We start from the raw sequence: 12731 nt of genomic DNA, 5'->3' as shown, positions 1-12731 counted from the left end.
TCATTCGTGGCGATAATCAGCTTGTTGATCGGCAGCCCCATTTTTTGGGCCAGGAAGCCGGAGAAAATGTTGCCGAAGTTGCCCGAAGGCACGCTGATATTGATCTTTTTATCGCCGCTGTTTTCAATTTGCAGATAAGCATAGAAATAATAGACCGTCTGGGCCAGAATCCGCACGAAGTTGATCGAATTGATCGCCCGCAGGTGGTATTTGCCTTTGAAGTCCAGATCCGCGAACAGCTCCTTGATCACCTTCTGGCAATCATCGAAGTTGCCTTCGACGGACAGATTCAGCACATTGCTGTCATCCACAGTCGTCATTTGCAGCTCTTGTACCTTGCTCACCTTGTTATGCGGATGCAGGATACAGATCTTGATGCCTTCTTTGCCGCGTACGCCCTGAATCGCCGCTGCACCGGTATCACCGGAGGTCGCCCCGAGAATATGGATAATCTCGCCCCGCGCCTTGGCAATGTAGGAATACAGCTCGCCCATAAACTGCAGCGCCACATCCTTGAACGCGAACGTAGGTCCATGGAACAGCTCAAGCACGTATAAGGAATCATTCACTTTATGAAGAGGCGTCACCTCCGGCGCACGGAAATTGCCGTAGCTGGTGTACACCATTTCTTTGAGATCATCGTAAGGAATTTCATCGTTGGTATAATGGGAGAAAATCTCCAGAAACAGCTCCTGGAAGCTAAGCTTCCGCCATTCCTCCAGCGTGTCCGGAGAAATTACCGGGATCTGCACCGGAACCATCAGCCCGCCGTCATCCGCCAGCCCCATCAGAACTGTATCAATAAAGCCTCTAGCTTCCACATTTCCTCTTGTGCTTATATACTCCATACCAGTATCATCCTCCTGAGCCCCTCTTTATTTACCCTATATAGAACGTGAACTTAACAATGAACACTGCTTCATTATTCTAAAGTTCACCTTACATATTAACACGTTTAAGCGTTAAAGTCCGTTACTTCCGTGTCAACTTTTGTGAAAAAAATGCGGCTGCCGCGCCTTACTTCTGCTGAAGCTGCTTCCAGACGGTTTTGTTGCTGTACTGCTTCGCGACGCTGACATCCTCGCCGAACCATTCAGGGGCGGTGAAGCCCTCCGCTTCCTCCAGTGAATCGAATTCAACCTCAATCACCGTAAGCTCAAGCTGAGTGTAGACATCGATCTCTACCGTGATGCCGTTCCATACGGCAGTAGTACGGGTTTTGACCAGAGGTACGGCCTTCACGGCCTCAATCATCTGGTTATATAAACCTTCGGAGATGTCGTATTCGATCTCTTTCCGGCTGATGCCCTTACCGTCCTTGAAAGTGTGCGTGAAGGTAACCTCACCCGAATCGAGATCGGTTATTTTGCGCACCCGCAGCTCCTGCCCGTCCTCAATCGCCAGATACGTCTGGTCAATGCTGTGCCGGGTAAGCACGTTGAGCTGGCCTCCCTCAATCAGCTGCTCCGGATATTCCGGCAGCAGAAACTTGCGTTCAATCTCCATCCCCATGCTGTTGTCTCTCCTCTATACGCTATACGATATGCGATATACGCTCCGCGATGTTTTATATTATTTATCATCATAGGGGCGGGCCATACGTTAGTCAATCGTAAAAGCTGAATCTTAGGGGATTGGGCGGAGAATTGGCAAGTTGGCGGGCTGATGGTTGGGCGATTAGCAGGAGGGTATGGCGAGGCATTAAGGCGGGGGAGTGATTAGGAGGCTGGAGGTGTTTTTTTAACCTTTTTGCTTGTTTAGTAGTAGCCGAATCAACGGATCTGCCTGAGCATTTGTGCTTTGAACTGGTATTTCGATTGTTTGCTGGTACTACAAGTGCTTTGGAGAAGTTAGAGAAATGGATTATTCCCATAACAAAGTTTAAGTGTAATTCGTACAACTAAAAGGGCGGATTCAGGCCTTCCTCGCATGATAATTGCACTCTGTACAACTAAATATGGCATTTAGGGTAAAAAGTGCGACCCACTGCCTTTTTAAGTGTACCCACTGCAACTATTTCTAAAAACAGGTTGGTCCCCCTCGCTTTAATTGCAGCAAATACACTTATTTACTCGGACTGAACCCCAATGCAGCCTGAAGCCGGAGTAGCATCTGAAATGGGTAGTTATATAGAGTGAACTTAAGAATCCAACTTGCTCCATGGACAACATCCTTGCTCCACAAGAGGTCCGTCCATCAGCTGTCCACCCTTCTTAAGTTCAGCTTATATAGTTACTAATAGGGCAGCGTATACATACGTCCGGGAATATTCTACGGGAAAGCATTCCGTGAGACACAGTCCGAGCTTCGAACTCCGCCACCGTTATCATTCGGCAGCGAGCGATTAACGGCCTTCGAACAGCAGCCTGCGTTCTACATACAGCAAGCGGCCAGCGGTCGGCAGCCAGCAACAAATTCAGATTTGTCTAACCGGACTGGACTTGTGAGCCACCGCCGTCATACGCTGTGCCTACAATGGAAGCTGGATAATCGCGGAGAATATATCTCTGCGATCCCGTATTCAAAAAACGGGGCATCCCTGTTGGGACACCCCGTCTTCCGGCTGTGCACTATATTTTCCGCATCTCTGCTGTTCTATAGCTTCTGCGCAGAACTAAACAACCGTTACGCTCTATTCTTCCCCCAGCGGGAACAGCAGCGGCACGACCTTGCCTGCGCCGACATCAATCAGTCCAAAGTCCGTGATCTTCAGCGCCGGGCTGACCGGCAGCGAATGCGTGCTGATCGACATGATCGGGTTGTAATGATCATAGCCCAGCGATTCCATCGCTGTCCGCAGCTTAAGCACGCACTCCGCCGTCTCCGCCAGCGGCGCTTCGGTCAGAATGCCGCCGACCGGCAGCTCAAGCAGTGCAAGCACCTCGCCATCGCAGACGACGCAGAAGCCGCCTTGCGCGGCAATCACTGTATTGGCTGCAAGCACCATATCCTCAGCGTTATGGCCGACCACGAGCAGATTATGATTGTCGTGCGAATACGTGGTTGCAACCGCGCCGCGCTTAATCGTGTCGCCGCCGATCAGGCCGTAGGCACGGTTGCCGTTCTTGCCGTACCGTTCGAAGGTGGCGATCAGGCCGTAGCCGCTCTCCCGCCACTGCAGCAGGCCGTCTTTCACTTCGGCCTCCGCATGCTTCTCTTCGGTAAACGTGGACACGTTGTTGACCATCATCACGCGGGCACCATAGCGCCCGTCTGCAAGCGCCGTAGGCACCGCGAAGTCAGCGGCCGCAAGCGGCGCGAGCTGCACGCTCTGGTAGAAATGAGCCGGGAACCGCGGCTCCTGTTCTGCCTGCGGCAGCGGCTGATTGCGGTCATAGACCTGAGCGCCCCGCTTATAGACCGCCTCAATCTTGAAGCTGCTGAGGTCCGAGAGCAGCAGATAATCGGCGGTTTTGTTCGGCGCGATCACGCCGCGGTCGTCCAGCTTCATCCGCCGGGCCGGCGTGAACGTGGCCGCATAGACCGCGTCCTCCGGCGCCATCCCCATAGCGATAGCCTTGCGGACCAGATGGTCCAGATGGCCGGTCGCTGCCAGCGAATCGGTCATCACATCATCGGTCACGAAGCAGAAATGCTCGCTGACCGGATGATGAATCAGATAGTCCACCACATCCGGGGTCATCGATTTCTCCTGGATCTCGATGAACATCCCGGCCGCAATCCGCGCGGTCAGGCCCTCAATGCTCTGGTGGGTATGATCGGAATCAATGCCGGCAAAGATCAGCTGATGCAGATCCAGGTCCAGCAGCTTCGGCGTATGGCCCTCAATGACCAGACCGGGATACTTGCTGCGGACATGCTGGAGGATCTGGTTGCTTTTAGAGTCCGGGTCTCGGATGACATCGACGAAATTCATCACTTCACCCAGGCAAATCATCTGCTCCGTCTCCATCAGCTCATCAATATCGGCAATTTCAATCGAACCGCCCGTTGTTTCCAGCGGAGTCGCCGGCACCGAGCTCGGAATCGCGTAGAACATGTCCACCTTACAGTCCCGGCTGGCCCGGATCATCTCATGGACACCCTCCACACCAAAAACATTAGCCATTTCATGCGGCTCGGGAACAATTGTCGTTACCCCGTGCTGCAGAATACCGTAGGAGAAGGTCTCCGGTGTAATCATCGTACTCTCAATATGCAGGTGGATATCGATTAGCCCGGGCACCAGATACTGCCCATCTGCGTCAATCGTTTCTGCAGCAATGAATGTCTCCGCACCAAGCGGACCTACATAGAGAAAACGCCCTTCCTTGACGGCAACATTCGCTGTCTCGAACCGTTTATAGTAACTGTTGTACACTTTAGCGTTCAGTATAAGTTGATCTGTAATCATCATGTCTGCTCCTTATGAAGCGCTACTGCACCAGCACCAGCTTCTCTTTTGGAAAATAAACCGTGACCTGCTGTCCTTGAATGAAAGGCTGCTCCATTTCCTGATTGACGGTGAATACACCGAGTTCCGTCTCCACCTGGTACTGATAGCTGCGGCCGAGATACGTGCTGATCTGCACCGTTCCGGGCAGTGTGTTAAGGGTTGTACCCGGCTCAGGCATAGCCGTAAACAGCTGCAGATCGTCAGGGCGGATGGCCCCGAGCAATCCGGTGTTGCCCAGCCCCTCCGGCCGTTTAGCCGCCAGGAACTTCAGCGCTCCGCGGCTGAGCTCAATATCCGTACCTTCATCATTCCGGCCGTCAAAAGCGATAAAGTTCCCGAACCCGATAAACCGGGCCACAAATTCGCTGGCCGGATACTTGAAGATCGAGGAGGGCTTGTCGAGCTGCTCAATTTTGCCGTTATTCATGACGGCCACCTGATCGGAGATCGAGAAGCATTCCTCCTGGTCATGGGAGACATAGACGGTCGTGATGCCCAGCTCCTGCTGGATGCGGCGGATTTCCACCCGCATGTTCACCCGCAGATTGGCATCAAGATTGCTGAGCGGTTCGTCGAACAGCAGCAGATCCGGCTCAATGACAAGCGCCCGGGCAATTGCTACCCGCTGGCGCTGCCCGCCGGAGAGGGCTGCCGGAAGTCTTTTCTCGAAGCCGCCCAGGCTTACAATTTCCAGCATCCGGGTTACCCGCTTCTTGACCTCCGCTTCCTTCAGCTTGCGCAGCCGCAGGCCGAACGCCACATTGTCATAGACCGACAGGTGCGGGAACAGCGCATAGCTCTGGAACACAAAGCCGAAATTCCGCTTTTCTACCGGGATCTTGGTGTAATCCTTCCCGCCGAACATGAATGCCCCAGCCTCCGCGTTCAGGAATCCGGCGATCAGCCGCAGCGTGGTTGTTTTGCCGCAGCCGCTGGGACCGAGCAGCGAGAGAAGCTGTCCTTTGGCGAGCGACAGATTGAAATCCTCCAGGATCAGACGGTTATCATACGCAACCGATACATGCTCAAGACTTAAAAGTGACATTACGCTCTGCCCCCACTATCATTTAATAGGTTATCGTTTGGTAAAATAGGCGAATCCCATCAGCCGCTCAATGATGAACATCAGCGCTGCCGTCAGCACCATCAGAATGACTGAAATCGCGGCAATCGTGGGATCGAAGTAATTTTGCACATAGGTCAGCATTTGAATCGGCAGGGTACTGATCCCCGGACCGGTCATGAACACGGATATATCCACGTTGTTGAACGATTCCAGAAAAGCGATCAGAATCGCCGCCAGAATCCCGGAACGGATATTGGGCAGCACCACTTTGAAGAACGTATACAGCCTAGAAGCCCCTAGGCTCTGCGCCGCTTCTTCCACGGCAAAATCGAAATTTTCCAGACTCGAAGCGATCACCCGGATAATAAAAGGCAGCATAATCACCGTATGCCCAATAAGCAGTCCGGCGACAATAGGTAGCCCATACACAACAATCAGGTAGCGCAGCAGCGTGAAGCCCAGCACAATGCCGGGAATCAGCACCGGGGACAGAAAAATCGCATTCAGCGTATCCCGCCCGCGGAACCGGTAACGGCTCAGCGCGTAGGCCGCAGGCACACCCAGGAGGAGCGCCAGCAGATTGCCGAGCAGCGAGATTACAATCGAGGTCTTGAAGGTTTCCATAAATGCGCTGACCTCGAAGATGTTCTGGTACCATTTTAGCGAAAAGCCCTCAGGGGGGAATTTCAGGACTGTGCCCGGCTCAAAGGAAGTAATGGAAATGATGACGAGCGGCCCCAGCAAAAATATAAAGACCAGCAGCGTGTATAGTGACAGCGCGCGGTTCCCTTCCTTCATGTTCTCACCCCTTTGGATTTAGGCGGTTGGCCCAGGCATTCATCAGCCCCACCACCACAAATGTAATAACAATCATAATGACAGCGATAACGGAAGCTGCCTGCCAGTCATTCAGCGTCATTGCGTTCTGATACAGAAAGGTTGATACTACCCGTTCCTTACCGCCGAGCAGCGCTGGTGTGGTATACGCCGTGAGGCTGCCGACGAAGACCAGAATTCCGCCGATGATCAGCCCCGGCACCGTCAGCGGGAAGGTGATTTTGCGGAACGCGGCAAACGGGGAAGCACCCAGACTGCGCGCCGCCCGGACCAGCTCATGATCCAGATTCTCCATCACTCCAAGCAGAGTGATAATAATCAGCGGCAGGAACAAATGCACCAGACCTATCATCATGGCCGCAGGTGTATAGAGAATATCCAGGGGCTTCGCGACCAGTCCGGTATTGACCAGAAAGGAATTAATCAGCCCTTTTTTGCCGAGAATAATCATCCAGCTAAAGGAGCGCACAACGGGACTGGTCAGCAGCGGAAAGATTGACAGCGCCAGCAGAAGGCTCTTTTTGCGGGCGCCGGCCCGCGAGATATAATAAGCCGCCGGATACCCGAGCAGCATACAGACCAGCGTGGTCACGACACTTACCCGGAGCGTAGTCAGCAGGATGCGGTTAAAGTACCCGTCGCGAAAAAAATGCAGATACCCTTCCAGCGTCAGCTTCCCGTCCTGCACGAAAGTGGAGGCGATGGTCAGCGTAATCGGGACCAGCATGAAGGCCGCCAGGAACAAGAGCCCCGGCAGCAGCAGATATATGGCTCGTTTGTTCATTCTAATGACTCCCGTCCTTCTTCGGCTCTTAGGCTCTTGGTTCAAGCTTGTTCAAGCTATTAATGAAGCATTCCAGAAAAGCGGGGGCGTCCACCTCCAGGCAGACAGCGGTATTCGCAGGCTTACCCAGCCGGTTCTGGAAATCACAGACCGTCTGGCCGTCGCACAGCTCGCTGCGGGTCTCCACGTCCACATAGTAATTGTGCGCGGTGACGAACCCGCGGTTCAGCGCCACACCTACCGCCAGCGGGTCATGCAGGGCACAAGCCTGAACGCCGTTGCGTTCAAAGTAGCGCGTACGGTAGTCCGCCGTGCTTCTCTCTACATACTCCCGGATCGCCGGAATATGCAGCTTCGCGATATCCTCCGCGGCAAGCAGCGCCCGGCGGGTAACATCCAGCCCGACCAGCGTCAGCCGGGGGAACCCTGCGGCGAGCACCTGCTTCGCCGCCTCGGGGTCGACGTACATGTTGTATTCTGCCGTCGGCGTGATGTTGCCGAAGCCCTGAACCACTCCGCCCATCACAATGACCTCGGCGGCATACTGCGTTAGCTCCGGACATTGGTGCAATGCACGCGCCAGATTGGTTAGCGGCGCAGTCATAATCAGCGTGATCTCGCCTGGCTGCTCCTGCAGCTGGCGGATAATGAAGTCTTCTGCCCGCTCTGCTTCTGCCTGCTTCGTTATCCGCATATCGCCCAGTGCACCGCCGATACCATCCGAACCGTGTACGCGATGCTCGAACATAGTATCGCGGACCAGCGGCTTGTCAGCTCCGCGGTAGACCGGAATCTGCCCGGATACGCCGAGCAGTTCGAGAATTTTACAGGTGTTGAGGGTTGCCTGCTCCAGCGAGACATTGCCGCTGACCGTGGTGATTCCGACAATGTCGAGCTGCCCGCTCGTCACTGCCAGCATAATGGCCAGCGCATCATCCACTCCGGTATCTACATCCAGAATGACTTTTTTACGCCCCGTCATCCTTAGCCGCCAATCTCGCGGTTGAAGCGGTCGGTCCATTCCGTAATGTGTTCATTCACGAACGACATATCCAGCTTGCGCAGCTTGCTGATAACATCCGTTCCGTAAGTCACACCTGCCGCTTCTTCAGCTGTCAGCACCACCTTCGTGTTTACCGGGGAATCCACCTTGGCTTTGGCAGATGCTGTCTGCACTTCCTCGCTCAGCTGCCAGTTGATGAACTCTTCGGCAAGCTCTTTATTGTCGCTGCCTTTAACGACGTTAACAGTATTCATTACGGCATAGGCGCCGTCAGATGGTGCTACGAATTTAGCATCAGGCACAGCAGCCTGCAGATCCTTGAAGTACATTTCCATAATCGGGCCGCCGGCGATTTCCTCCTGGCCGAACATGTTCACATACTCGGAGGTCTGGCTGTAATATTTCACAACATTCTTGTCCAGCTCTTTCAGCTTTGTGAACGCGGTATCTTCATTGAATTCCGCATTGCCTGCTGCAAGAGAGGCCGCATCTACTACCATCGGACCTGCTGTAGCTGTAATTGCCGGCATCGCCAAGTTCTTATCGAACTTCGTCCACAGATCGCTCCAGGCCGTTACGTCGCCTTGGGTGAGAGCCGGATTATAGGCAATTCCCAGGCGTCCGATTGTGTACGCAGGGCCATATTCTGCACCCAGCGGCGCTTTGGCGATATCATAAATGTTCTGGATATTCGGGATCTTGCTGCTGTCGATCGTTTCGAACAGCCCTTCATTAATCGCCTGCTGCGCATAATAGTCGGACAGATACACCACATCCACATCGGAGCTGCCTTGGCGGATCTTGTTCAGACGCTCGGCGTTGTTGCCGATTTCCACTACAATTTTCACATTGTGCTCTTTCTCAAACGGCGCATAGACCGATTCTTTGAAGAAGTCTTCCGAGAAGCCCCAGGTGGAAATCACCAATTCTGCCCGGTCTCCCGCTGCTGTAGCTTCTGGTGCAGCCGCATTATTAGTACCGGTGTTGTTCGTCTCATTATTGCCTGCACCGCAAGCGGCCAGCATGGAAGTCAGGGCCAGTGCAAGGCCGGTAGTCATGATCTTTTTCATTAGTAATAACCTCCCAAATGTAGTCCAATATGTGTACAAATCCAGCGTCCATCCTGCAAATCCGGCATGTTCTGTCAGTCTCTTATCGAAGCAATCAGCAGCGTAAAACGGATCAGCAGCACCCCCTGTTGGTAATAAACATCTGATTCCCCTTATTTTTTCATAAAAAAAGAAAAGCATTCTTGTAGGAACAAGAACACTTTTCTTTGTGTAAACAAAGTTAAGAGCTACCCCGTTATAAAAGGACGGTCTTCGCTTAAGATAGATCAAAAGCAAAAATCCGCTAATATCATGTTTAAATTGTCATTCTCCGGCCAGTATCATGTTCGTAAAAGCCCACTGGGTCGGTGCATCGTAATCCCTGAGCAGAACCTCAAGCGTTAAGCCCATTTCTGCTTCCAGTCTTTCCTTGAATCTCTTCTTAAACAGCATCGACATCCGAAAATCCACTTCCTGCTTCAGCTCCGGCGCCTCGCCTTCCAGGGCGGCCGACCGGGGAGATCTGCGGTGCTTGGCGTGAAAGGTAATGACCCGCTGATCGACAGTTACGCGGAGCAGGGTCGTCCCGAAACCAAACAATTCCTTGGAGATCTCATTGTAGATCTGGCACATCTTCTTCTTCTGCTCGCTGTTTTCCAGTTCTGCCATGAAACCACCTTCGAAAACAGAATATCGTACAATCACATCGAGATTAATTGCTATTATACATAACTATCGCATTTCCAGCAAGAAAAAAGCTAAATCTAACATGAAAGTAACGCCAAACACGAACATTAACCGTTATGTTATTGTGGATTGATCAGGAAAAACCGTTCCCGTTCGCCCATAAAAGCCAGTAGTTTCAGCGCTCGGTCGCCCTCTGACCGCATACGCCAGATTCAAAAGTACTTTTACCCTTCATTTGACCAGATTGCCTGCGTACAGCGAATTCAAACGCACTAATACCTTTCATTCAACCATAATGCCCGCCTACAGCGAATTCAAACGCACAAATACCTCTCATACTACTCTATTGCTCCACATGCGCTGTTAATGCCCCCTTACAGTAAATTCGAACGCATTAATACCTCGTATACCACCATATTGCCTTCGTGCAAAATAAAAGAAGCCAGGTTTCCCCCGGCTTCCCTCATACCTAATGCTCCCTCTTAAACTTGTACCTTCAGGTGAAAGCATCCGCTCACATAGTCGCGCTGAATGTCCGGCAGCGCCAGCCCGGCCTGCATCAGCCGGTCACCGCCGAAGACCTCACCGTTGTCCAGAACCATGTAGTCCAGATCCGGATTCAGGCCACGGACCTTTAGCGTCCGGCGAGCCGGGTAAGGCACAGCCATGACCCGGAAGTAATAGACCAGCGCCTCGCGCTGATCGTCCGAGACGAACATCCAAGCCGTTTCATTACCCTCGAACGGGCTTTGCAGGCGGTACAGATTGCCCTGCTGCACAAGGCTGCGGATTTCCTTGTAATTCGCTACCTGCTCTTTAACGAGCTCTTTCTCCTCTTCGGTGAACTTCGTCAGATCAAGCTCATAGCCGAAGTTACCGGACATGGCGACATCCCCGCGGAAGGACAGCGGTGTAAGACGGCCGACCTGGTGATTCGGCACTGCGGAGACATGCGCGCCCATTGCGCTCACCGGATATACCAGACTGGTGCCGTACTGGATTTTCAGGCGTTCCGCCGCATCGGTGTCATCGCTTGTCCAGGTCTGCGGCATGTAGTAGAGCATACCCGGGTCGAAACGTCCGCCGCCGCTGGAGCAGCTTTCGAACAGAATATGCGGGAAGTCTGCCGTCAGACGCTCGATCAGCTCATACAGCCCCAGCACATAGCGGTGGGCGGTTTCGCCCTGGCGCTCCGCCGGCAGTTGTGCCGAGCCGATCTCTGTCAGGTTGCGGTTCATATCCCATTTGACATAGGCAATCGGCACCGTGGAGAAGATTTTGCTCAGTGCACTGTATACGTACTCGCGCACTTCTGCGCGCGTAAGATCGAGCACCAGCTGCCAGCGGGCTTCGGTGCGGCGGCGTCCCGGCACATGGAGGCACCAGTCCGGATGGGCACGGTACAGATCGCTATCCGGCGAGATCATTTCCGGCTCCACCCAAAGGCCAAACTGCATGCCGAGGTCGTTGACCCGTTTCGCCACATCGGCCAGTCCACCCGGCAGCTTGCGCAGATCCTCGGTCCAGTCACCGAGCGAGGAGTTGTCGGCATCGCGTTTGCCAAACCAGCCGTCGTCAAGCACAAAGAGCTCAATGCCCAGCTTAGAGCCTTCGGCGGCAATGTCTACCAGCTTGTCGGCATTGAAATTGAAATAGGTCGCTTCCCAGTTATTCACGAGGATTGGCCTATCCTTATCACGGAAGGCTCCTCTCACCAGGCGCGTACGGTACAAGCGGTGATACGTCCGCGACATGCCTCCGAGACCTTCATTCGAGTAGACCATAACGACTTCAGGAGTCTGGAAGCTTTCGCCCGGAGCCAGACGCCAGGAGAAATCAAAAGGATTCAGACCCATGCACAGACGGGTGTGTCCGAAGGCATCCACCTCGGCTTCAGCCGCGAATCCGCCGCTGTAGACCAGCGAGAAGCCATATACCTCACCCTGATGCTCGTCGGTTCCCGGCTTAGCCAGCGCGGCGAACGGATTATGCTGATGGCTGCTCATTCCCCGGCGGGATTGCAGCGCCGTAGTCCCCTGCTCCAGCCGTCTGCGGGTCAGGTTTGCCTCCCGCGACCAGCCGCCGGACAGATAGATCAGGTCAAACGGGCTGTCCTCCGGGAAATCAACCGAGGCGCTCAGCGCACGCAGCAGGTCAAATGGAGCCTGGCCGTCATTAACAAATTCTACCGAGCGGGCAATAACATCCGTGTCACGGTATACGGTATAGCGCAAAATTACGTTCAGCGACGCGTAATCATCACGCAGCGTAATTTCCAGCGTATCCGCTTCTTCCGGGGACTCCACATACACGGACGGAAGTCCGGCAAGCTGCGGCTTGCCCGGCAGTACACGGTAACCGGTATAGTGCAGCTCCGTAATCCGCGTGCCGTCCTCCAGCTTGACCTGATAAGCCGGTACACGGTAATCTCCTGTGCCGTACTGCGGGTATTCCTGCGGAAGCCGGTCCAGCGCAGTCCCTACCCCCAAATGCGGCAGGCCGTCCAAATTGCTGTCATGGCGCAGTTTTTTGCCCCAATACACGTGCATCGGATAGTTATTGAAGAGACCGATAATATAGCTCATACCCTTGCTCTGTAAATGAAATGTTCCCTTGTCTTCCTGTACCCAAATGGCCATGGTCCGGTTCCTTCTCTCCTGAATGTTGTTATAAGTTCTTGAATGGCAACGTGCAATACATGCAGCTACCCCTATTTCCGCCAATTCCCGCGCCTAGCCCGGATTCAGTGGGATTTTTCCCTCTATTTCTGCCAATCCCCACGCGTAGGCCGGACTCAAAGGGATTTTTCCCTCTCATTCCGCCAATTTATCCGCGTAGGCCGGATTCAAGGGGATTTTTCCCTCTATTTCCGCCAATCTCCACGCATAGGCCGAATTCAGAGGGATTTT

10 protein-coding genes are annotated in these 12731 nt (G+C 53.6%); all 10 read right to left on the bottom strand.

The genetic code is table 11. The features are described from left to right. On the bottom strand, nt 1-848 hold an 848-nt coding region (gene thrC / locus AQR02_RS00200; RefSeq protein WP_082451512.1), incomplete at its 3' end, for a threonine synthase. Between the two features lie 169 nt (nt 849-1017). Next, on the bottom strand, nt 1018-1512 hold the full coding sequence (locus AQR02_RS00195) for a CYTH domain-containing protein (protein WP_054938873.1): 495 nt from the start codon (nt 1510-1512) through the stop codon (nt 1018-1020). 1120 nt (nt 1513-2632) lie between these two features. Further along, entirely contained in the window at nt 2633-4354 is a 1722-nt protein-coding gene (locus AQR02_RS00190) for an adenine deaminase (RefSeq protein WP_054938872.1), read from the bottom strand. 22 nt (nt 4355-4376) lie between these two features. After that, entirely contained in the window at nt 4377-5441 is a 1065-nt protein-coding gene (locus AQR02_RS00185; protein ID WP_054938871.1) for an ABC transporter ATP-binding protein, read from the bottom strand. A gap of 30 nt (nt 5442-5471) precedes the next feature. Beyond that, nucleotides 5472-6260, bottom strand: a complete 789-nt coding sequence (locus AQR02_RS00180) for an ABC transporter permease (RefSeq protein ID WP_054938870.1) — start codon at nt 6258-6260, stop codon at nt 5472-5474. 4 nt (nt 6261-6264) lie between these two features. Beyond that, nucleotides 6265-7083, bottom strand: a complete 819-nt coding sequence (locus AQR02_RS00175; protein ID WP_054938869.1) for an ABC transporter permease — start codon at nt 7081-7083, stop codon at nt 6265-6267. Nucleotides 7084-7111: 28 nt separating this feature from the next. After that, entirely contained in the window at nt 7112-8065 is a 954-nt protein-coding gene (locus AQR02_RS00170; protein ID WP_054938868.1) for a nucleoside hydrolase, read from the bottom strand. Between the two features lie 2 nt (nt 8066-8067). Beyond that, entirely contained in the window at nt 8068-9156 is a 1089-nt protein-coding gene (locus AQR02_RS00165; protein WP_054938867.1) for an ABC transporter substrate-binding protein, read from the bottom strand. Nucleotides 9157-9459: 303 nt separating this feature from the next. After that, nucleotides 9460-9804: a hypothetical protein gene (locus tag AQR02_RS00160; protein ID WP_054938866.1), complete on the bottom strand. Its 345-nt coding sequence runs from the start codon at nt 9802-9804 to the stop codon at nt 9460-9462. Nucleotides 9805-10304: 500 nt separating this feature from the next. After that, entirely contained in the window at nt 10305-12461 is a 2157-nt protein-coding gene (locus tag AQR02_RS00155) for an alpha-galactosidase (RefSeq protein WP_054938865.1), read from the bottom strand. Nucleotides 12462-12731: the final 270 nt, after the last annotated feature.

It is taken from the genome of Paenibacillus ihuae, assembly GCF_001368795.1.
In the GTDB taxonomy this organism is placed as follows: domain Bacteria; phylum Bacillota; class Bacilli; order Paenibacillales; family Paenibacillaceae; genus Paenibacillus_AQ; species Paenibacillus_AQ ihuae.
Note: the sequence above shows the minus strand (reverse complement) of the source record. Positions and strands in the feature narration are given on the sequence as shown.